The organism is Stappia sp. (assembly GCF_048261845.1).
GTDB lineage: Bacteria > Pseudomonadota > Alphaproteobacteria > Rhizobiales > Stappiaceae > Stappia.
On record NZ_JBLXFR010000011.1, the window covers coordinates 1 to 19,799 of the forward strand.

The 19,799-nt window shown below is 67.9% G+C and carries 19 protein-coding genes; 8 read left to right on the forward strand and 11 right to left on the reverse strand.

Translation table 11 applies throughout. The features are described 5' to 3' along the window. Positions 1-190: 190 nt before the first annotated feature. Positions 191-1,060: a pyridoxal kinase gene (pdxY, locus tag ACN0T5_RS06770; protein WP_417767862.1), complete on the reverse strand. Its 870-nt coding sequence runs from the start codon at positions 1,058-1,060 to the stop codon at positions 191-193. Next, entirely contained in the window at positions 1,057-2,310 is a 1,254-nt protein-coding gene (gene ispG, locus ACN0T5_RS06775; protein WP_417767863.1) for a flavodoxin-dependent (E)-4-hydroxy-3-methylbut-2-enyl-diphosphate synthase, read from the reverse strand. Before ispG ends, pdxY begins: the two co-directional genes overlap by 4 nt. Positions 2,311-2,538: 228 nt before the next feature. Between ispG and ACN0T5_RS06780 the strand changes: the two genes are divergently transcribed. From ACN0T5_RS06780 to ACN0T5_RS06795, 4 genes are all read left to right on the forward strand, one after another. Then, entirely contained in the window at positions 2,539-3,450 is a 912-nt protein-coding gene (locus ACN0T5_RS06780; RefSeq protein WP_417767864.1) for a 4-hydroxy-3-methylbut-2-en-1-yl diphosphate synthase, read from the forward strand. A 121-nt stretch (positions 3,451-3,571) separates the two neighbouring features. Continuing rightward, positions 3,572-4,333, forward strand: coding sequence for a hypothetical protein (locus tag ACN0T5_RS06785; RefSeq protein ID WP_417767865.1), 762 nt, complete (start codon positions 3,572-3,574; stop codon positions 4,331-4,333). A gap of 176 nt (positions 4,334-4,509) precedes the next feature. Continuing rightward, positions 4,510-5,292 (forward strand): 3-hydroxybutyrate dehydrogenase, encoded by a 783-nt coding sequence (locus ACN0T5_RS06790; protein WP_417767866.1) that lies wholly within the window; start codon positions 4,510-4,512, stop codon positions 5,290-5,292. A gap of 26 nt (positions 5,293-5,318) precedes the next feature. Next, the gene (locus tag ACN0T5_RS06795) at positions 5,319-6,335 is read left to right on the forward strand and encodes a patatin-like phospholipase family protein (RefSeq protein ID WP_417767867.1); all 1,017 of its coding nucleotides are present in this window, start codon (positions 5,319-5,321) and stop codon (positions 6,333-6,335) included. Positions 6,336-6,720: 385 nt separating this feature from the next. Here the strand turns inward: ACN0T5_RS06795 and ACN0T5_RS06800 are convergent, their stop codons facing one another. Continuing rightward, complete coding sequence (locus ACN0T5_RS06800) at positions 6,721-7,218, reverse strand: L,D-transpeptidase (protein ID WP_417767952.1); 498 nt, start codon at positions 7,216-7,218, stop codon at positions 6,721-6,723. 230 nt (positions 7,219-7,448) lie between these two features. Here ACN0T5_RS06800 and ACN0T5_RS06805 point away from each other — a divergent pair, with 230 nt between their 5' ends. Together ACN0T5_RS06805 and gluQRS are read left to right on the forward strand one after the other, a co-directional pair. Then, positions 7,449-8,306, forward strand: coding sequence for a pentapeptide repeat-containing protein (locus ACN0T5_RS06805; RefSeq protein ID WP_417767868.1), 858 nt, complete (start codon positions 7,449-7,451; stop codon positions 8,304-8,306). Positions 8,307-8,362: 56 nt separating this feature from the next. Next, positions 8,363-9,238: a tRNA glutamyl-Q(34) synthetase GluQRS gene (gene gluQRS / locus ACN0T5_RS06810; RefSeq protein ID WP_417767869.1), complete on the forward strand. Its 876-nt coding sequence runs from the start codon at positions 8,363-8,365 to the stop codon at positions 9,236-9,238. 21 nt (positions 9,239-9,259) lie between these two features. Here the strand turns inward: gluQRS and ACN0T5_RS06815 are convergent, their stop codons facing one another. After that, entirely contained in the window at positions 9,260-10,213 is a 954-nt protein-coding gene (locus tag ACN0T5_RS06815; protein ID WP_417767870.1) for an AEC family transporter, read from the reverse strand. 124 nt (positions 10,214-10,337) lie between these two features. On the opposite strand from ACN0T5_RS06815, the gene ACN0T5_RS06820 reads away from it, so the two are divergent. Continuing rightward, on the forward strand, positions 10,338-11,597 hold the full coding sequence (locus ACN0T5_RS06820; RefSeq protein ID WP_417767871.1) for a response regulator: 1,260 nt from the start codon (positions 10,338-10,340) through the stop codon (positions 11,595-11,597). Between the two features lie 20 nt (positions 11,598-11,617). Here ACN0T5_RS06820 and ACN0T5_RS06825 read toward each other — a convergent pair whose 3' ends face one another. The 7 genes from ACN0T5_RS06825 to ccmA all read right to left on the reverse strand — a co-directional run bounded on the left by ACN0T5_RS06825 (position 11,618) and on the right by ccmA (position 16,665). Further along, positions 11,618-12,505, reverse strand: coding sequence for a cation diffusion facilitator family transporter (locus ACN0T5_RS06825; RefSeq protein ID WP_417767872.1), 888 nt, complete (start codon positions 12,503-12,505; stop codon positions 11,618-11,620). A gap of 142 nt (positions 12,506-12,647) precedes the next feature. Further along, complete coding sequence (locus ACN0T5_RS06830; RefSeq protein WP_417767873.1) at positions 12,648-13,340, reverse strand: DUF1223 domain-containing protein; 693 nt, start codon at positions 13,338-13,340, stop codon at positions 12,648-12,650. Positions 13,341-13,606: 266 nt separating this feature from the next. Next, complete coding sequence (locus ACN0T5_RS06835) at positions 13,607-14,248, reverse strand: DsbE family thiol:disulfide interchange protein (protein ID WP_417767874.1); 642 nt, start codon at positions 14,246-14,248, stop codon at positions 13,607-13,609. Beyond that, on the reverse strand, positions 14,245-14,472 hold the full coding sequence (gene ccmD / locus ACN0T5_RS06840) for a heme exporter protein CcmD (protein WP_417767875.1): 228 nt from the start codon (positions 14,470-14,472) through the stop codon (positions 14,245-14,247). The genes ACN0T5_RS06835 and ccmD overlap by 4 nt, the downstream gene beginning before the upstream one ends. Further along, entirely contained in the window at positions 14,469-15,227 is a 759-nt protein-coding gene (locus ACN0T5_RS06845) for a heme ABC transporter permease (protein WP_417767876.1), read from the reverse strand. The genes ccmD and ACN0T5_RS06845 overlap by 4 nt, the downstream gene beginning before the upstream one ends. A 95-nt stretch (positions 15,228-15,322) precedes the next feature. Next, complete coding sequence (ccmB, locus tag ACN0T5_RS06850) at positions 15,323-16,024, reverse strand: heme exporter protein CcmB (RefSeq protein ID WP_417767877.1); 702 nt, start codon at positions 16,022-16,024, stop codon at positions 15,323-15,325. Then, the gene (ccmA, locus tag ACN0T5_RS06855) at positions 16,021-16,665 is read right to left on the reverse strand and encodes a heme ABC exporter ATP-binding protein CcmA (RefSeq protein ID WP_417767878.1); all 645 of its coding nucleotides are present in this window, start codon (positions 16,663-16,665) and stop codon (positions 16,021-16,023) included. The genes ccmB and ccmA overlap by 4 nt, the downstream gene beginning before the upstream one ends. Before the next feature lie 362 nt (positions 16,666-17,027). Here ccmA and acnA point away from each other — a divergent pair, with 362 nt between their 5' ends. Further along, positions 17,028-19,775 carry an aconitate hydratase AcnA gene (acnA, locus tag ACN0T5_RS06860; RefSeq protein WP_417767879.1) on the forward strand — a complete coding sequence of 916 codons (2,748 nt, stop codon included), beginning with the start codon at positions 17,028-17,030 and terminating at the stop codon, positions 19,773-19,775. Positions 19,776-19,799 lie beyond the last annotated feature (24 nt).

A 19,799-nucleotide genomic window follows, 5' to 3' on the forward strand; every position in this document is an offset into this window, starting at 1 on the left:
GGCATGTCGACCGCGATGGCCTTCAGCGTCGCATCGCCAATGAGCGCGGCGATGCGCCCGGCCATGACGAGCGTGGGGCGCGGGCCGGCATCCGGTTGCCGCGCGGTCCGCTCGCGAATGACGGCGATCCACCCCGCACGGCACCCGTCGACACCGGCAACGCGCAGGCCGGCACGCATCCTGTCGTCCTTCAGGCGCGCAGCGGCGCGTCGAGAACGCGCCGGCAGGAGACGAGCGCCATCGGGTTGACGAGGGCCGCCTGTTCGGCAGCGATCAGCAGGTCGCGCGCGCCATGCTTGACGGAGCGGGCGACCAGTTCGAACACCGACGCGGCGGCACGTTTCAGGGCGGTCTCGTCGTCGAGACCGGCGAGCAGGTTGGCCGTCAGGAGGGCGGCGATCAGGTCGCCGGTGCCTTTCGGTGCATCCGGCACCAGGCCGTGCTCGGCGGCAATGGCGCCGCGCGCGGTGACCAGCAGGTTGGCGACCGAGTTGCGGCGCAGGGCCGGCGACGAGGTGACCAGCACCCGCGCCGGGCCGAGCGCACGGGCTGCCGCAATCGCCTGCGTCTCGCTTTCCAGCCGGCCGCCGGTCATCCACTCCAGTTCGAAGAGGTTCGGGGTGGCGACATCGGCAAGCGGCAGAAGCCGGTCGCGGATCGCGGCGGCGGTTGTCTCGGGCACGTAGAGGCCGGACTGGTCGCCGATCACCGGGTCGCAGAGATAGAGCACATCCGGATTGGCCTTGCGCACCGCGCCGACAAGTCGCGCCACCTCGTCCGCCTGGCCGGGGCTGCCGAGATAGCCGGAGATCACCGCGCCGACATTGGCGAGCGTGTCCGCGCCGGCGATATTGGCGGCAAGGGCGGCAAAGCTGGCGTCGGCCGGCACTTCGCGATGGCCGATGCCCTGCTCGGGCTGCCAGGGCAGCAGCACGGTGGGCAGGAACCAGACGGGAAAGCCGAGGCGTTCCAGCGCGAAGACGGAGGGGCGACCGCCGACGGCGCCGCGCACGACCTGCGAGGTGATGACGAGGATCTCGCCTCCCGGCCGCGCGCTCATTCGGCTGCGTTTCGCTCGGCGCCGCCGAAGCGGGCCTCGATATAGTCGTCGACCATTGCCTTGAAGTCGTCGGCGATGGTCGGGCCGCGCAGGGTGGCGACCTTCTTGCCGTCGACGAAGACCGGCGCGGCCGGGCTCTCGCCCGTGCCCGGCAGGGAGATGCCGATATCGGCGAACTTGCTCTCGCCCGGTCCGTTGACGATGCAGCCCATCACCGCGACGTTCAGGGTCTCGACGCCGGGATATTTTTCCCGCCACAGGGGCATCGAGACGCGGATGTTCTCCTGGATGTCCTGGGCCAGCTCCTGGAACACGGTCGAGGTGGTGCGGCCGCATCCCGGGCAGGCGGCGACGATCGGGACGAAGGCGCGGAAACCCATCACCTGCAGCAGTTCCTGGGCCACCTGCACCTCGCGGGTGCGGTCGCCGCCCGGTTCCGGCGTCAGCGACACGCGGATCGTGTCGCCGATGCCCTGCTGCAGCAGGACGCCCATCGAGGCGGCGGAGGCGACGATGCCCTTGGTGCCCATGCCGGCCTCGGTGAGGCCGAGATGCAGCGCATAGTCGCAGCGCGCGGCGAGATCCGCATAGACCTGGATCAGGTCCTGCACCTGGCTGACCTTGGCCGACAGGATGATCTTGTCGCGGCCCATGCCGAGGTCCTCGGCGCGGGCGGCGGAGAGCAGGCCCGAGCGGATGATCGCCTCGCGCATCACGGCGGAAGCGGAGACGGGGGCCGCGCTCCTGGCGTTCTCGTCCATCAGGTGGGTGAGGAGTTCCTGGTCGAGCGAGCCCCAGTTGACGCCGATCCGGACCGGCTTGTCGTGTTTCAGCGCGATCTCGATGATGTCGGAGAACTGCCGGTCGCGCTTGTCCTTGAAGCCGACATTGCCCGGGTTGATCCGGTATTTCTCCAGCGCCTCGGCGCAGGCCGGATGATCGGTGAGCAGCTTGTGGCCGATATAGTGGAAGTCGCCGACCAGCGGCACATGGCAGCCGATGCGCGCCAGCCGGTCGCGGATCTTCGGAACGGCGGCGGCGGCCTCGTCGCGGTCGACGGTGATGCGCACGATCTCCGATCCGGCGCGCGCCAGCGCCGAGACCTGGGCGACGGTGGCATCGATATCGGCCGTGTCGGTATTGGTCATCGACTGGACGACGACGGGCGCGCCGCCGCCGACCGTCACCGGGCCGATCTTCACGGGCACCGAGACGCGGCGCGGCGCGGGACCGGCAAGGGTCTCCCTCATCGTGGTTTCCGCGGCCGGCGGGCTTTTGGCCAGTGCTCCGGGGTTGGAAGTGCCGCTCTGCATGGTGCCGGTCCGTCCGATCTCGCGGCGCATCGCCTTGCGCCGCCAACTGGGGATACTGCCGATTGAATAGGGCGCGCCGGGCCTCCTTGCAAGGCGGGCGGCCCGTGTGTTCTTGACGCGGGGGGCACCAGAGCGCATCTGAAGGAGGCAAAGGAGCCCCGCCCCATGCTGCTTGTCGTCCTCAGTCGCACGCTCGATCTTGCGCGCCACCGGTTGCCCACGCTGTTTTCCGCCGGCTGGGGCTACATGCTGGTGCTCGTCGCGCTGAATGTTGCGATCAGCCTGCAGATGATGCCGGAAAACGGGTTCACCACAGGCTCCTACATGATGGAGCCGCTGACGGCAACGGGTGACGCGGCGGCCCGCGAGAAGGCGCTGCGGGGCCTTGCGGTGCTTGCCAATATCCTTGCCGGCTTTTCCATCGCGGTTGCCTATCTGCGCCGGGTGCTGCTTGGCGAACGGGGCTTTCCGCTGGCCTTCGGGGCGCGCAACATCCGCGTCGCCTGGAAGCTCTTGGTGCTCGGCCTCCTCGGCGTGCTGATGTTCCTGCCGCTGCTGCTGCTCGGCGGGCTGCTGACGCCGCTTGCCGGGCCGGTCGGGGCGCTGGCGATGCTGGCCAGCCCTTTCGTTGCCCTGATGCTGGTGCAGCGCATGTCCCTGGTGCTGCCGGCGGCGGCGCTCGATGACGAGATGTCGCTGAAGGAGTCCTGGCGGCTGACCTCGGGCATCGGTTGGGCGCTGGCGGCGGCGGCCATCGTCGTCTCGCTGCTTGCCGGGCTCGGCATCGGCGCGCTTGCCGGCGTTCTGGCGCTCACCGATCTCTTCCTGTCGGGCACCGGGCCGCTGGCGCCGCTGCGCTCGGCGCTGTTTCCCATGGGAGCGATGGTCATCCTTACCTGGCTTTTCGCCTCGCTGCACGCCACCGCCTACGCCCTGACGCGCGAGCGCTTCGTCGAGAAGGCGGGCCTGCGCATGGCGGATGCGGAACGGGTGGCGGCGCGGCGGGAGGAGGTGCATCGCGACAAGGCGCGGCAGGCGGTGCGCTCCGTTCTCGGCCCCCGGTCGCGGCGCGACTGAGGGTCCCGCCAGCCCCGCCTCAAGGGCCAATTTTCTTGCCTTCACCGCTCTCCGGTTGCAGTTTGCCCCTTGAAAATTGTGCCGCGCCGATATCGCGCGGCGAAAGCCATTGGGGGCAGGGATGTTTGCAAGGGTTACCGGCCGGCTGTTCACCGGCACGTTCAAGGCATTGTTTTCCGATTTCGACGCGTTCATCCGGATCGTCTGGGCCTGGTATCTGCTGGTCGCGGTGCTCTCCGTCGCCGGCCGGCTGTTCGCCGCCCAGTCTGTCGCGGTCACCGCTGTCACCGCGCTGGTCTTCCTCTGCGCCTCCGCGTCAATCTCTGTGGCCTGGCATCGCAACCTGCTGCTGCGGGAAAGCCCGGCCTCGATGCATCTCGCCTTCGGCCGGCGCGAGGTCTCCTACGTGCTGAAGACCGTCCTGATCCTGTCGATCATGGTGGTTCCGGCGACAATCCTCGTCATGCTCGCGGTGCTGTTTGCGAACAAGGGATCACTTGTCACGTTTGTGATTGCCGCGGTGCTCATATCGCTGCTGCTGACCCCGCCCTTCATGCGGATGTGCCTTGTCCTGCCGGCCACAGCGCTCGATGAAAAGCTTGGCATTGCCGAGGCGTTCCGCGACAGCGAGGGCCTCGGCCTGCCGATGGCGATCGCCGGCATCGCGGTCGGGCTCATCGTCAGTGCCCTTCAGTACGGCCTTGGCTGGTTTGCCGGTCTCTTCGGCACCGGGTCGCTGTTCGGTGTCGTTGCCCTCTTCATCCTGTCGGTGGCGCTGCAGATCGCGGTGACCGCCCTGCAGATCGGTGTGCTCACCGGCGGCTACTACATCCTGCGCGAGCGCCAGATGGCCGAGCCGGGAGGCCCCCCGGCCGCCGACTGAGCCGCGCTTCCGGCCCCGCCGGGTGCTGCCAGCCCCTTGTTGCGGTGCAGCGCGATCTCATGTTCTATGTGGCGGGCTTTCCAAGGGGCGCTGCCAAGGGCGCCCGCCGTGCCAGAAGGCGCCGCAAGGGCGCCGGCCGGGCGTCCCTCGCCCGGCAGGACAGGAGATCGTTTCGCATGCTGACCAACAAGACCGCCCTCGTCACCGGGTCCACCTCCGGCATCGGCCTTGCCATTGCCCGCATCTTCGCCGCCAACGGCGCCAATGTGGTGATCAACGGCTTTGGCGACGCCGAAGCGATCGAGAAGGAACGGTCCGGGATCGAGAGCGAGTTCGGCGTCACCTGCCGCTATTCGGGCGCCGACATGACCAAGCCGGACGAGATCGCCGCGATGATGGCGGAGGCGGAGGACGTCTTTGGCGGCGTCGACATCCTCGTCAACAATGCGGGCATCCAGCATGTCGCGCCGGTCGAGGATTTTCCGGTCGCGAAATGGGATGCGATCATCGCCATCAACCTGTCCTCGGCCTTTCACACGACGCGGGCCGCCGTGCCGGGCATGAAGAAGAAGGGCTGGGGGCGGATCATCAACACCGCCTCGGCCCACGCGCTGGTCGCCTCGCCGTTCAAGAGCGCCTATGTGGCGGCCAAGCACGGCATCGCCGGCTTCACCAAGACCATCGCGCTGGAAGTGGCGCAGTCCGGCGTCACCGTCAACGCCATCTGCCCGGGCTATGTCTGGACGCCGCTGGTGGAAGCCCAGATCCCCGATACGATGAAGGCGCGCGGGATGACCGAGGAAGAGGTGAAGCGCGACGTGCTTCTCGCCGCCCAGCCGACCAAGGAATTCGTCACCGTCGACCAGGTTGCGGCACTGGCGCTTTATCTGACGGGTGACCAGGCCTCGGCGATCACCGGCACGATGCTGCAGATGGACGGCGGCTGGGTCGCCCAGTGACGGCCGGCACGGGCCGGGAGACGGAGATGGACGGCGCGCCCAAGCCGATCAACCTTGCCCTGCAGGGTGGCGGCGCCCATGGCGCCTTCACCTGGGGCGTACTGGACTGGCTGCTGGAACGCGAGCTGTTCACCATCGAGGGCGTCAGCGGCACCTCGGCCGGGGCGATGAACGCGGTGGTGCTGGCCGCCGGCATGCACGAGGGCGGCGAGGAGGGCGCGCGCGCCGCGCTCCACCGCTTCTGGAAGGCGGTCAGCGATCGCGCCTGGCTGAGCCCGATCCGGCGCACGCCGCTTGACGTGATCATGGGCCAGTGGAGCCTCGACATGTCGCCGAGCTTCCTCGCCTTCGACATCGCCTCGCGCTTCGCTTCCCCTTACGAGTTCAATCCGCTCAACATCAACCCCTTGCGCGAGGTGGTGGAGGAAACCGTCGATTTCGACGCGGTCAATGCCTGCCAGGCGATCCGGGTCTTCATCAGCGCGACCAATGTCCATAGCGGCAAGATCAAGGTCTTTTCCGGCGAGGAGATCACGCTTGATGCGGTGATGGCGTCGGCCTGCCTGCCGCATCTCTTCCAGGCGGTGGAGATCGACGGGGTGCCCTACTGGGACGGCGGCTACATGGGCAACCCGCCCCTGTTTCCGCTGTTCGGCACCACCGGAACGCCGGACACGGTGCTGGTGCAGATCAACCCGGTGGAGCGCCGCGAGACGCCGCGCACGGCGCGCGAGATCCTCAACCGGCTGAACGAGATCACCTTCAACTCGACACTCTTGCGCGAGATGCGCGCCATCGAGTTCGTCACGCGGCTGATCGAGGACGGCAAGCTCGACCGCAAGGACTACCAGAAGGTCCATATCCACCGGATCTCGGCGGAAGGACTCAAGCCGTTGCAGGCCTCCTCGAAGGTCAACGCGGAATGGCGCTTTCTCACCCATTTGCGCGACATCGGCCGTCAGGCGGCCGAGCAATGGGCGGGCGCGCATTATGATTCGGTCGGCACCCGCTCCAGCGTCGATCTGCGCGAGGAATTCATGTGAATCCCGCTTCCCGGGGGCCTTTTGAGCGGCTTCGTTAACGCGCCTTTACCACCGCTCGCATCCCGCCTTGCGAAATGCGTCGCAGGAGAGGTTAGCAAAGCCCTAACAGCCTCAACATGTTGTGGAAAGGGAGGGTCGCGCGCGCAGATCCTGTGGGATCGGCGTGCCAACGATTTGGCAAGGGTTTTGCTCCATCATTGGCACGCTGATAGTAGGTAGTGCGTCGTCAGCGATTGGCGGACGAGGGAAGGCGGCAAATGCGACCCCGCTGTCTTCCTTCGTCCCGCCAGCCTCCTCCCGCTTGCGCGGCGGGAGACCGATCGCTTCACTTTATGCGCCCCGTGCCGTTCCGAAAAGGGGGCAGGCACGCGATCGCCGGTAAAGGTTACCGGGTGATAACGATTCGCGCATTGCGTTTTCCCGACTGGCGGATCATCGAGAAGAGTTTCCTTGCATTGCCGGGATGCAGGCGGATGCAGCCATGCGAGGCCGGTTGCCCGAGCCGGCGGATCTGGTCGGTGCCGTGGATGGCGTAGCCGCCATGAAAGAACACCGAGTGGGGCATCGGCGCGCCGTTGTATTTCTTCGAGAAGTAGCGCTTGTACATGCGCCCGGGACGAAAGGTTCCCACAGGCGTGCGGTAGCCGCGACGGGCGGTGGAGACCGGCCAGGAATAGGCTCGCCGGCCGTCGACATAAACGCGCATGCGCTGGTCGGACAGGTCGATGCGGGCGACGATTTCCGCAGCCCGGGCCGGGGCCTCTCCCATTGCCGCGACCGCAAGCAGGGCAGCGGCAAGGAGACCGGCGAGGCGCGATGCCCGTCCGCGCGGGCCGGTTCCGGCCCCCTGTCCGGCCTTGGGGAATTTCAGAGGGTTCTTCATTGCAGCCACCCCGGTTCTCCTGACAATATTCACAGGATACTAACAAGTTGACCGCAGAGAGTCCCCGGCTTCTTCCACAAGGCTGCAACTGCAAGGGCTCCGCGCGGTTAACCCGATGTGCAGGTGTCCCGCCCTTAAAATGGCCGTGGTGGGTGCCTACCTGAGAGATATATATCGAGGATGATGTGTTCCGGTTTGGGGCGGCCGGACGTACGGGAGGACTGTCCGGGATGGCTTTGGGTTCACGTGTTGGCCGTCTTGGCCGCTTGGCCTTGGCGATGGCGCTTGCCGGGTTCATGGGCACAGTGCTCGCCGGCATGGCGGCGGCGGAGAGTGATGTCGAACGTCTGAAGCGCACCGGCGAATGCGCGCGCTGCGACCTGCGCCTGTCGGAGCTGCGCGGTCTCAAGCTGGAGAAGGCAAGGCTTTCGCGTGTCATCCTGCGCGAGGCCGACCTCAAGGAAGCTTCGCTTGTCGGTGCCGACCTGCGCGGAGCCGACTTGCGGCGTGCCGAAGTCGAGCGCTCCGATCTTTCGGGCTCCGACCTGACAGACGCCTCGATGCGCGGCGTCGATATGGAAAAGGCGGTACTGGACGGGGCCCGGCTCGATGGGGCCGACCTGCGCAACGCCGACCTGAGCGGGGCGACACTTACCGGCGCGAGCCTTGCCGGTGCGGACCTGCGGCTGGCGATGTTGATCCGCGTCGAGGCGGCGGGCGCCAGTTTTCAGGGCGCCAAGATGACTGGCGCCAATCTGGAACGCGGCGATCTGACGAATGCCGACCTGTCGGACGCCCGGCTTTCCTTTGTCGATTTTGACCGGGTTAAGGCGATCGGCGCGAACTTTCGCGGGGCGGATCTGTCCGGAGCGCGTTTCTCCAGCGCCGACCTGACGGGCGCCGATCTGTCCGGCGCCAATCTGGACGAGGTCCTGATGCGGCGGACGCGACTGGTGGGCGCGGACCTGACCGGTGTGCGCGGGCTTGACGCCGCGCGCATGGTCGGGGCCTGCGGAGATCCGACGACGAAACTGCCGAAGGGTGTCTACCTGAAGACCTGCAGCGACATGGACGACGCCGACCGCTGATCGTCGGGCCGACCGGCATTGACCGGAACCTGCCAGTGCCGGACAACAGGGGCGACATGACACGCCCGGTTTTTCGTTTCGCTCCCTCGCCAAACGGCCGCCTGCATCTCGGCCATGCCCTGTCCGCCCTGCTCAACGCCGACATGGCGCGGCGGGCGGGCGGACGCCTTCTGGTCAGGATCGAGGATATTGACCGCGCGCGCTGCACGCCGGAGCTCGAGGCGGCGATGCTGGCCGACCTCGCCTGGCTTGGCGTCTCGTGGGAAGCGCCGGTGCGCCGGCAGTCCGAGCATTTTTCCGACTACGCGGCGGCTCTTGCCCGGCTCGAGGCGATGGGCCTTCTCTATCGCGGCTACCTGACGCGCGGCGAGATCCGCCAGGCGGTTGCCGATTTCGAAGCGCGCGAGGGCACGCCTTTTCCCCGCGATCCCGATGGCGCGCCGCTCTATCCGGGCGATGCCGCCGTGCTGCCTGAGGAGGAGATCGGGGCGCGGGCGGCGGCGGGCGCGCCTTTTGCGCTCAGGCTCGACATGAACGCCGCGCTTGCCCGTCTTGCCGCGCCGCTCGCCTGGAAGGAACTGGGCGAGGATGGGCGCGTCGCGGAGATTGCCGCCGATCCGGCCCGTTGGGGCGATGTGGTGCTGGCCCGCAAGGACACGCCGACGAGCTATCATCTTTCCGTTGTTCTCGACGATGCGCTGCAGGGCGTCACCCATGTGGTGCGCGGACGCGATCTCTTCGAGGCGACTGCCGTTCACAGGCTGCTTCAGATGCTGCTGGGGCTGGGCGAACCCGTCTACCGCCATCACCGCCTGGTGCTGGACGGGGACGGGCGCAAACTGTCGAAGTCCCGGGGAGACACGGCGCTGGCGGAGCTCAGGGCGCAAGGGGCGGGGCCGGCGGACATCCGCGCCATGGTCGGGCTCGCCTGATCGCCGTGCAGGCGTCCGGCGTCAGAGCCCCAGAAACGCCATCCAGGCACCGGTGGCGACCACGGCGAGGGCCGTTGTCAGGGTGATCGAATTGGCCGACATGGCGTGCCCGGTGCCGTAGCGGTTGGCGAACAGGAAGGCGTTGATGCCGGTCGGGCAGGCCGCGGTCAGTGTCGCCACCGAGATCCACAGCGGTGGCAGGTACACCACATGTGCGGCCATCACATAGACGACGGCCGGCATCACCACGATCTTCAGCACGCCGAGGACGAGGCCGGGGGCGAGATTGCCGCGAATGCCGTAGGCGACCATGCTCATGCCGAGCGAGAACAGGGCGATCGGGATCGCCGCGCCGGCGATGCGGCCGAGCACGTCGGCGAAGATGCCCTCGACCGGCAGTCCGGTAATGCGCCAGATGCCGCCGGCCAGGATGGCGATGACGATCGGGTTGGTCGCAAGGTTGCGGGCGATGCCGGCGAGCAACTCGCCCAGCGGCTTGGCCTCCTGGGTGCCGTCGAGAACGGCGGCGCGCTCCATCAGGACGGCGCAGACGATGGTCAGCACGGGCAGGTGGATGGAGATCAGCACGAAGAGCGGCACGAGGCCGGCCTCGCCGTGAAGCGCGGTGATCAGCGGGATACCGACCAGCACGGTGTTGGCGAAACCGGCATTGATGCCGCCGATGACGCCGGCGCGTGCCTCGCGCTTGAAGACCTTGCGGATGATCAGCGTGCCGGCCGTCCACACCACCGCCACGCCGGTGAAGTAGGAAATCCAGAAGCCCCAGGGCGACACGCCGTCGAGCGAGCTTGTCGCCAGGATCCGGAAGATCAGCACCGGGATCGCGATCACATAGACGAACTGGCCGAGCGCATCGCCGACACGGGCGTCGAGCAGCTTGATGCGGGCGGCGATGTAGCCGATCGCGATCAGCGCGAAAACCGGCAGGACGATGGCAAGGATCTGGTCAACCATGATGGGTCTTTCGCATGGGTCCGCCCCGACGACAAGATGTAGGCTTGATTCGGCTGGCGGCTCGGTCACAGTGCCCGGCATATCGTGCGGGCGCGGGCGCGCCCGCATCACGGAAGGAGACGGCATGTCCGCAACGACCGGAGGAGAGGACGAACGGCGCGCGGCGGGATCGCACGAGGGCCCGTCAGGTCTTCTCGACGGCGCCGCGGACGGGTCGGCGCTTGCGGGCGGGGAGGCTGCCCAGGACGCGCGCATCTCGATCCTGCTGCATGACCTGCGCACGCCGCTTTCGGCCATGCGCACGGCGGTCGAGATCATCGACACCGAGCCGACGACACCGCGTCAGACCTCGGCGATCCGCACGCTGGAAATGGCGATCGACGCGCTTCTGTCGATGACGGCGGAAGGGCTCTCGGGGGTGGAAATGCCGCGCGCCGACGATACGCGCGATCTGGTCGGGATCATCCGGTCGGTCACCGATCTGTTTGCCGCCGATGCCCGGGCCAGGGGGCTGTCCAGCCGGTGCGACATCGCCGCGGAGCTCGACGCCTACCGCGTCGCCGACCCGCTGGCGCTCAGGCGCGTGCTGTCCGTGCTCTACGACAATGCGCTGAAATACACCGGCGAAGGGGGCATCGCGCTCACCGCCAGTCTGGAGCCTGGCGGGGCCCGCCCGGTCGTGGCGATCCGGCTGGCCGATACCGGGATCGGCATTCCGGACGAGGAACAGCCGTGGCTGTTCAGGGCCCGCCGGCGCGGCGAACTGGCCCGTGGCACCGCCTCGGGCTCGGGGCTCGGCCTGTGGAGCGCGGCGCGGCTTGCCGCCGCGCAGGGCGGAGGGCTGACGCTTTTTGAAAGTTCTCCGCAAGGCAGCTGCTTCGAGTTGCGCCTGCCGCTCCTCGCGCCGGCGGCGACCCGGCCCGGGGCCGGCGATGCGGACGAGGGGGAGCGTCCGGCATTCGCGGGGGCGGCCGGCGTTCCGGCGCGCGGGAATGTCCGCAAGATCGCCCGGCGCCGCCTGCTTGTCGTCGACGACAACGAGGCAAACCGGCGGATGATGGAGGCGATGCTCGGCGCGTTCGGATGCGACACGGTGCTGGCCGAGAGCGGCGAGGCGGCGCTCGAGCGGCTTGACGCGGAACCTTTCGACGCGGTGCTGCTCGACATCAACATGCCGGGAATGGACGGTGTCGCGACGCTGGCCGGCATCCGCTCGCGCGCTGCCACCGCCCGGCTTCCGGTGATCGGGATCACCGCGGCGGCGCTCGCCGACCGTCCCGGACTGGAAACCGCGGGCTTCGACGCGCTCATGGAAAAGCCGGTGCTGCCGGCGATGCTGTTTTCCGCGCTCGACCGGGCGATCCTCGGTCGCGCCGCCGGCTGACGGGCGGTCCTGTCTGTCGTTCAGATGACGACGATGCCGGTGTGCTTGGCCTTGTGCTCCGGCTCCACATGGATGGTGCTGCGGGCGCCCGGCACATCCGCGGAGATGGCCTCCTCGATCCGGTCGCAGATCTCGTGGGCGCGTTCGACCGTCATGTCGGCGGGCACCACCAGGTGGAAATCCACGAAGATCACGTGTCCGGCCGAGCGGGTTCTGAGATCGTGCGCCTCGATGGCGCCGTCGCCGGCCGAGGAGATCACGTCGCGGATGCGGTCCTGCAGCGCCGGGGCGACGGCCTCGTCCATCAGCCCGCCGAGCGATTCCTTCATCAAGCCCCAGCCCGACCACAGGATGTTGAGGGCGACGAGGCCGGCAAGCAGCGAATCGAGCGCCTGGATGCCGGTCGCGAAGACGAGCAGCACGCCGAAAAGCACGGCGAGCGAGGAAACGACATCGGTGGTCAGGTGCTTGCCGTCGGCGACGAGCGCCATCGAGCGGTGGCTTCGCCCGACGCGGATCAGCACGAAGGCCCAGGCGCCGTTGATCACGCTGGCCAGCGCGTTCATGCTAAGACCCTCGGGCGTGAAGGCGACCGGCGGCGGATCCTGATAGGCCAGCCAGGCCTCGCGGGCGATCGACAGCGCGGCGAGCACGATCATCACGCCGACGAGCACGGCGGCCATGTATTCGGCCTTGTGGTGGCCGTAGGGATGATTGCTGTCGGCGGGCTTGGCGGCGAACCAGACCGCCAGGAAGGCGGCGATCGCGGAGGCGACGTTGACCACGGATTCGAGCGCGTCGGAATAGAGCGCGACCGAGCCGGTCCACCAATAGGCCAGGAATTTCAGCCCGAGCACGATCAGGCCGACAAGGATGCTGGCAAGCGCGACGCGCAGGCGAAGTGACATGGCGGGCGGCCTTCAGCACGAAACCGGAGACGCCGGCCTGCCGGAAGGCGCGGGCGTCGGGAACTGTCCCCCGGCAGGCCGGCGGCGGCAAAGGCCTACCCTGTTTTCCCGGGAATGACAAACCCGCGCATGTCGGCGGACTTCAGTGAATCGCGGCGCCGAGGATCGCCCCCGGACGCCCGCCGTCCTCGATCTGGACGAGCACGGCGCAATGGCCGGCCTTCATCTTGGCCATCTCGCTTTTCGGCAGGCGGTAGGTGGCCGGCCCGCCTTCCCACATGCCGACGGCGCGAATGCCGCGCACGACATGGTGATAGGTCACCGCGCGGCCGCCATTCTCGCCGCGGCCGATGTCGACGGTGACGGGTTCGGCAACGAAGACGAAATAGACGGTGGCCATCTTCCGGCGCGGCGGCAACGCCCCGTCGACGCGTGCTTCCAGCAGGTCGCCGGCCATGCGCAGGTCGACCGTGACAGGCAGCGACGGCCGGCGGGAGAGCTCGCGCTTCAGCGCCGCGCGGTCGCTGCCGATGACATGGGCCGGGCCGTTGACGATGATCTGCGGCGTGTAGACGGAGCGGTCGCCACGGGCCTCGGCATAGGCACGCTGACGGGCGCTGTTGTCGCGCGAGGCGAGCGTGTCGCGCCAGCCGAGATAGTCCCAGTAGTCGACGGGATAGGAGAGCGCGACGAGATCGCGGCGCCCGGCCAGTTCGCCCATCAGCTTGTCGGCGGGCGGGCAGGAGGAGCAGCCCTGGCTGGTGAACAGCTCCACCACGGCGCGCTGGTCGCCGGCACGGGCGGTGCCGGCCTCCATGGCCAGAAGCAGAAGCATGAAAGCAAGGAACCGGGACACTGTCCGCATTGCGCCTGTCGCACTGTTGTCCGGCGCCACGATGCCGTGAACGGCCGTGTCGTCCGGTTGACCTTCGGCGCCGGCCCCGTGCCGGTGCGCCGCCCTCGCTGCGGACAATAGGTTGCGTTGCCGGGGAAGGCCACTCACGAGGACTTGAGATCACGCAAACGGGAAGATCGCGCGCGAACCCTTGTTCCGTCGAGGGGTGCTTGCGGAACCTGTCGCCAGCCCCGCTCGCGCGGGGCCTATCCTTGCGGAGTGGCGAGAACCTTTTCCAGCTCCGGCAGGAAGGCGCCCTCGTAGGTCTGCGGCGAAAGCGGACCTATGAACTTGTAGCGGATGGTGCCGCGCGCATCGACGATGAAGGTTTCCGGTACGCCGTAGACGCCCCAGTCGATGGCGGCGCGGCCGTTCTCGTCGGCGCCGACCAGATCGTAGGGATTGCCCAGCGTGCCGAGGAAACGGCGGGCGTTTTCCGCCTTGTCCTTGTAGTTGATGCCGATCATCTGCGCCTTGCCGGAGCGGGCGAGGTCCTCCAGCAGCGGGTGTTCCTGCCGGCAGGGCGCGCACCAGGAGGCAAAGATGTTGACGACGCTGACCTTGCCGAGAAGGTCGGCGCGCGCGACGCCTGCAACGCCGGCTCCCTCCCGCGTGAGCCCGTCGACCGGCGGCAGGGTGAATTCCGGGGCCGGCTTGTCGATCAGCGCGGAGGGCACCTGGGAGGCGTCCTTGCCGCTGAGCAACTGCACCAGAAAGAGCGCCGCCAGCAGCGAGAAGACGATCAGCGGCAACAGCGCCAGCAGCGGGATGCGGCGGCGCGGCGCGGCGCCCTTGCCGTCTGGCGAAACATTGCCTGCCGGATCGCCGGTCGTCTCCACCTTGCTCATCGCCCGGCTCCCGTCGCGGTTTTCCTGGGTTCCGTGCCGTCGCCGGCCGCTGCCTGCCCTGATCGCCGGCGCACGCCCTGGGCCTCCAGCCGTGCGAGCGCGGCGACAAGCCGGGCCCGGTCAGAGCGCAGCCAGAGGAAGAGGCCGGCAACGGTTGCCAGCGTGATCGCGTAGCAGGCGAGGATGAAGCCCGCATGGGGGCCTAGGTCGGAAAGGACGGTCATTCGGCGGCCTGCGGGCGGGCTGTGGCGGTGCGGGCGCTGGCCGCGCCGAGCTGCAGGGTGCGCAGCCGGCGGCGCAGCACCTCGTTGCGCATCGCCATCATGTGCATGGTGAAGAACAGCAGGGTGAAGGCGAGCGCCATCACCAGCAGCGGCCACAGGATCGTGGGATGGATGGCCGGCCCGTCGAGGCGCACGACGCTTGCCGGCTGATGCAGCGTGTTCCACCAGTCGACGGAGAACTTGATGATCGGCAGGTTGATCGCGCCGACCAGCGTCAGCACGGCGGTTGCCTTGCCGGCGCGGATCGGGTCCTCGACCGTGCGCCACAGCGCGATCAGGCCGAGATACATGATGAACAGCACCAGCACGGAGGTCAGCCGCGCGTCCCACACCCAGTAAGTGCCCCACATCGGCTTGCCCCAGAGAGAGCCGGTGATCAGCGACAGGAAGGTGAAGGCGGCGCCGATCGGGGCCGCCGCGCGGGCCGAGACATCGGCGAGCGGATGCTTCCAGATCAGGGTGCCGAGGGCGGAGACCGCCATCACCGAGTAGCACATCATGGCAAGCCATGCGGCGGGCACGTGCAGGAACATGATCTTCACCGTCGCGCCCTGCTGGTAGTCGTCGGGGGCGACGAAGAAGGTCATGTAGAGGCCGGCGGCGAAAGCAAGCGCGCAGGCCGCGCCCAGCCACGGCAAAAGCCGGCCGGACAGGGCCATGAAACGGGTCGGGTTGGCGAGGTCTGCGATTGCCATCGAACTGTTCTAATGTCGGGGCGGTCCGCTTTCAATGCGGCATGCGGTGCACATTCGTGCCAATCCGGGTCAAGCCGGCGCGAGACACGTGCCGTTCAGTCGGAGGAAAACCGCAGAGCCATGGCGGCGGCGAAGGGGCCGACGACGGATGCGACCAGCGTCAGCGCACAGAGAAAGAGAAACGGCGCCAGGAACGGGGCAGGGTCGGTGATCGCGCCGTCGGCGGCGCTGACGCCGAAGATCAGCACCGGAATGCTGAAGGGAATGACGAGCACCGCGAGCAGCAACCCGCCGCGGCGCAGGGAGACGGTGAGCGCCGCGCCGATCGCGCCGATCAGCGTCAAGGCCGGTGTGCCGACGGCCAGCGTCAGGGTCACCGCGCCGGTCGCCAGCGGCTCCAGGTTGAGAAAGATCGCAAGCACCGGGGCGGCGATCACCAGCGGCAGTCCGGTTCCGGCCCAGTGGGCCAGGCACTTGACCAGCACGACGAGTTCCAGCGGCCGGCCCGCCATCAGCATCAGGTCGAGCGAGCCGTCGTCGCGGTCGGCCTGGAACAGCCGGTCGAGGCCGAGCAGCGTGGCGAGCAGCGCGCCGATCCACAACACTGCCGGGCCGATGCGGGCCAGAAGGTTGAGGTCCGGTCCGACGCCGAAGGGGATGACGGTGATCACCGCCAGGAAGAACAGCACGCCGATCAGCGCGCCGCCGCCGACGCGGACGGAAAGGCGCAGCTCGCGCGCGAACAGCGCGCCGACCCAGGTGCCGGTGACGCCGCTGTCAGACGCCGACCCGCTCATGTGGCAGCCTCCAGATGCAGCGTTGCGACCCTTCGGGGGCCGGTGCCGAGATCGAGCGGCTGGTGGGTGGCGGCGACGATCATGCCGCCGGCTTCGACATGGGTGCGCATCAGCCCCGTCAGGGTTTCCTCGGACGCCGCATCGAGGGCGGCGGTCGGTTCGTCGAGCAGCCACACCGGTCGGGGGGTGACGAGAAGCCGCGCCAGCGCCAGCCGCCGGCGCTGGCCGGCGGACAGATAGGCGGCGGGCAGGTCGGCGACATGGCCGATGCCGACCCGTTCCAGCGCCGCGTCCGGATCGCACGGGGCAAGGCCGAGGAATGCCGGTTGGGCGGGCGCGGACAGGAAAGCACGCCAGAAGAGAAGGTTCTCGGCAACGCTCAAGGCGGGCTTCAGCGCATCGAGATGGCCGGAATAGTGGCAGTGCTCGCCCGCTGTCGCCTCGCTGTCGCCGTTCTCGATGGCGACACGTCCCTCTGCCGGCTGGACGAGGCCGGCCAGCACGCGCAGCAGGCTCGACTTGCCGACGCCGTTGGGACCGGTGACGACGAGGGCCGTGCCGCTTTCGAGGGACAGCCCGACACCGGCAAAGACACGACGGCCGCCCCGGTCGCAGGCAAGATTTTCGGCGATCAGACGCATGGCGTTCCGGTTTCGAGGGCGGCGAACGGTGCGAAAATGCCCGCCCGCGGAGTCGAGCCATCGCATGGGGAGGCAGGGCGATCAAGGCGCAAAGCGCCACGGCAGGGCGCCGGTTTTCCCCGTGATCGGACCTGACCATATTGAGAATGTCGGCGGCGGCGCTATCCACTGGCCCCCGGCGCTGAAATTCGCTATACGGGCGCCGACCCGTGCGCGGATGCCCAAGTCCGCGCGCGCGAGACGGCGAGCCCGGCTTTCGGCGTTTTTCCAGGACGACGACCGCAAGGCGGGCGAACGCATTCGTTGGGCGCGACGCGGCCATGGGGTCAGCCGCGCCCGAGACAACAAGGGGACCGCCAGCCGTGACCAAATCGCTCGACAGTTTCAAGGCCAGGAAGACGCTTCAGGTCGGAGACAAGACCTACACCTATTTCTCCATCCCCGAGGCGGAGAAGAACGGGCTGGAAGGCGTTTCCAGGCTCCCCTACTCGCTCAAGGTGGTGCTGGAGAACCTGCTGCGCTTCGAGGACGGGCGGACGGTCACCAAGCAGGACATCCTGGCCTGTGCCGAATGGCTGAAGACCCGCAAGTCCAGCCACGAGATCTCCTACCGCCCGGCGCGCGTCCTGATGCAGGACTTCACCGGCGTTCCGGCCGTGGTCGACCTTGCGGCCATGCGCGATGCGGCCGTCAAGCTCGGCGGCGACCCGAAGAAGGTCAACCCGCTGGTGCCGGTCGACCTGGTCATCGACCACTCGGTCATGGTCGACTATTTCGGCACCGCTGGCGCCTTCAAGCGCAATGTCGAGCTTGAATACGAGCGCAACAGCGAGCGCTACGAGTTCCTGCGCTGGGGCCAGTCCGCCTTCGACAATTTCCGCGCCGTGCCGCCGGGAACCGGCATCTGTCACCAGGTTAACCTGGAGTATCTCGCCCAGACCGTCTGGACCAAGGACGAGGACGGCGAGACGGTTGCCTATCCCGACACGCTGGTGGGCACCGACAGCCACACGACCATGGTCAACGGCCTTGCCGTTCTGGGTTGGGGCGTCGGCGGCATCGAGGCCGAGGCCGCGATGCTCGGCCAGCCGATTTCCATGCTCATTCCCGAGGTCGTCGGCTTCAAGCTGACCGGCGAATTGAACGAGGGCATCACCGCCACCGATCTGGTGCTGCGCGTCGTCGAGATGCTGCGCAAGAAGGGTGTGGTCGGCAAGTTCGTCGAGTTCTTCGGCCCGGGCCTCGACAACCTGAGCCTCGAGGATGCGGCGACGATCGCCAACATGGCGCCGGAATACGGCGCCACTTGCGGCTTCTTCCCGGTCGATGGCGACACGCTCCAATACCTGCGCTCCACCGGCCGCGATGCGGAGCGCGTCGCGCTGGTCGAGGCCTATTCGAAGGCGCAGGGCATGTACCGCTCGGGCGGCGAGGAGCCGGTCTTCACCGACACGCTCGAACTCGACATCTCGACAGTTGTGCCCTCGCTTGCCGGCCCGAAGCGTCCGCAGGACCGTGTCGCGCTGGACGAGGCAGCGGTGAAGTTCGCCGAGGCGCTGAAGGAGATCAAGGGCGGCGGCAAGGACCCGGCGGCGACGCCGGAATCGCGCGGCGAGTCGCGCTTTGTCGGCGAGGGCGCCACCGGCGTCGTCGACAAGGCGCGCCAGCGTTACGACGTCAACGGCCGCGATCACGGACTTGCCGACGGTGACGTGGTGATCGCCGCGATCACCTCCTGCACCAACACCTCGAACCCGAGCGTGCTGATCGGCGCCGGCCTCGTCGCCCGCAATGCGCTGAGGAAGGGGCTCAAGGTCAAGCCGTGGGTGAAGACCTCGCTGGCGCCCGGCTCGCAGGTGGTCACCGACTATCTGGAAAAGGCCGGCGTGCAGGCCGATCTCGATGCGCTGGGCTTCAACCTGACGGGCTACGGCTGCACCACCTGTATCGGCAATTCGGGTCCGCTCGACCCGGCCATCTCGCAGACGATCAACGACAACGATCTGGTCGCCTGTTCGGTGCTGTCGGGCAACCGCAACTTCGAGGGCCGCGTCAATCCGGACGTCCGGGCGAACTACCTCGCCTCGCCGCCGCTTGTCGTCGCCTACGCGCTTGCCGGTTCGATGCACATCAACGTCGCCGAGGACCCGCTTGGCGAGGATCAGGATGGCAACCCGGTCTATCTCAAGGACATCTGGCCGACCAACGAGGAGATCACCGACCTGATCCGCTCGTCGATCACCGAGGAGATGTTCCGCACCCGCTATTCCGACGTCTTCAAGGGCGACGAGCACTGGCAGGGGATCAAGGTCGAGGGTGGCATGACCTATGGCTGGCCGGGTGGCTCGACCTATGTGCAGAACCCGCCCTATTTCGAGGGCATGACCATGGAGCCGAAGCCGCTCGAGGACATCGAGGGCGCGGCGGTTCTGGGTCTCTTCCTCGATTCGATCACCACCGACCACATCTCCCCGGCCGGTTCGATCAAGGCCGAGGCGCCGGCGGGCACCTACCTGCAGGAGCACCAGGTCGCCCGCAAGGACTTCAACTCCTACGGCGCGCGACGCGGCAACCACCAGGTCATGATGCGCGGCACCTTCGCCAATATCCGCATCAAGAACCAGATGGTGCCGGGCGTCGAGGGCGGCGTCACCATGAAGGACGGCGAGCAGAAGTGGATCTATGACGCGGCGATGGAGTACCAGGAGACGGGCACGCCGCTGGTCATCTTCGCGGGCAAGGAATACGGCACCGGTTCGTCGCGCGACTGGGCGGCGAAGGGCACGCGCCTGCTCGGCGTGCGCGCGGTGATCGCGCAGTCCTTCGAGCGCATCCACCGCTCCAACCTGGTCGGCATGGGCGTCCTGCCCTTCACCTTCAAGGACGGGGAAAGCTGGCAGTCGCACAACATCGCCGGCACCGAGAAGGTGACGATCAAGGGCGTCGCCGACCTGAAGCCGCGCCAGATGGTCGATGTCGAGGTGGAATATGCCGACGGCACGAAGAAGGTGATCGAGCTGCTTTGCCGCATCGATACCGAGGACGAGCTGGAATATGTCCGCGCCGGCGGCATCCTGCATTACGTCCTCAGGAACCTCGTCACCTCCTGATCCGCGACTGGCGGAACAGGGTGA

What these genes read in the sequence shown, in the direction of transcription:
- ccmD (WP_417767875.1), bottom strand. Translation starts at nt 14,472, where the DNA reads ATGACCGTCCTTTCCGACCTAGGCCCCCATGCGGGCTTCATCCTCGCC.
- pdxY (WP_417767862.1), bottom strand. Translation starts at nt 1,060, where the DNA reads ATGAGCGCGCGGCCGGGAGGCGAGATCCTCGTCATCACCTCGCAGGTC.
- ACN0T5_RS06800 (WP_417767952.1), bottom strand. Translation starts at nt 7,218, where the DNA reads ATGAAGAACCCTCTGAAATTCCCCAAGGCCGGACAGGGGGCCGGAACC.
- ccmA (WP_417767878.1), bottom strand. Translation starts at nt 16,665, where the DNA reads ATGCGTCTGATCGCCGAAAATCTTGCCTGCGACCGGGGCGGCCGTCGT.
- ACN0T5_RS06845 (WP_417767876.1), bottom strand. Translation starts at nt 15,227, where the DNA reads ATGGCAATCGCAGACCTCGCCAACCCGACCCGTTTCATGGCCCTGTCC.
- gluQRS (WP_417767869.1), top strand. Translation starts at nt 8,363, where the DNA reads ATGACACGCCCGGTTTTTCGTTTCGCTCCCTCGCCAAACGGCCGCCTG.
- ispG (WP_417767863.1), bottom strand. Translation starts at nt 2,310, where the DNA reads ATGAGGGAGACCCTTGCCGGTCCCGCGCCGCGCCGCGTCTCGGTGCCC.
- ACN0T5_RS06790 (WP_417767866.1), top strand. Translation starts at nt 4,510, where the DNA reads ATGCTGACCAACAAGACCGCCCTCGTCACCGGGTCCACCTCCGGCATC.
- ccmB (WP_417767877.1), bottom strand. Translation starts at nt 16,024, where the DNA reads ATGAGCGGGTCGGCGTCTGACAGCGGCGTCACCGGCACCTGGGTCGGC.
- ACN0T5_RS06815 (WP_417767870.1), bottom strand. Translation starts at nt 10,213, where the DNA reads ATGGTTGACCAGATCCTTGCCATCGTCCTGCCGGTTTTCGCGCTGATC.
- ACN0T5_RS06805 (WP_417767868.1), top strand. Translation starts at nt 7,449, where the DNA reads ATGGCTTTGGGTTCACGTGTTGGCCGTCTTGGCCGCTTGGCCTTGGCG.
- ACN0T5_RS06795 (WP_417767867.1), top strand. Translation starts at nt 5,319, where the DNA reads ATGGACGGCGCGCCCAAGCCGATCAACCTTGCCCTGCAGGGTGGCGGC.
- ACN0T5_RS06825 (WP_417767872.1), bottom strand. Translation starts at nt 12,505, where the DNA reads ATGTCACTTCGCCTGCGCGTCGCGCTTGCCAGCATCCTTGTCGGCCTG.
- ACN0T5_RS06820 (WP_417767871.1), top strand. Translation starts at nt 10,338, where the DNA reads ATGTCCGCAACGACCGGAGGAGAGGACGAACGGCGCGCGGCGGGATCG.
- ACN0T5_RS06830 (WP_417767873.1), bottom strand. Translation starts at nt 13,340, where the DNA reads ATGCTTCTGCTTCTGGCCATGGAGGCCGGCACCGCCCGTGCCGGCGAC.
- ACN0T5_RS06785 (WP_417767865.1), top strand. Translation starts at nt 3,572, where the DNA reads ATGTTTGCAAGGGTTACCGGCCGGCTGTTCACCGGCACGTTCAAGGCA.
- ACN0T5_RS06835 (WP_417767874.1), bottom strand. Translation starts at nt 14,248, where the DNA reads ATGAGCAAGGTGGAGACGACCGGCGATCCGGCAGGCAATGTTTCGCCA.
- ACN0T5_RS06780 (WP_417767864.1), top strand. Translation starts at nt 2,539, where the DNA reads ATGCTGCTTGTCGTCCTCAGTCGCACGCTCGATCTTGCGCGCCACCGG.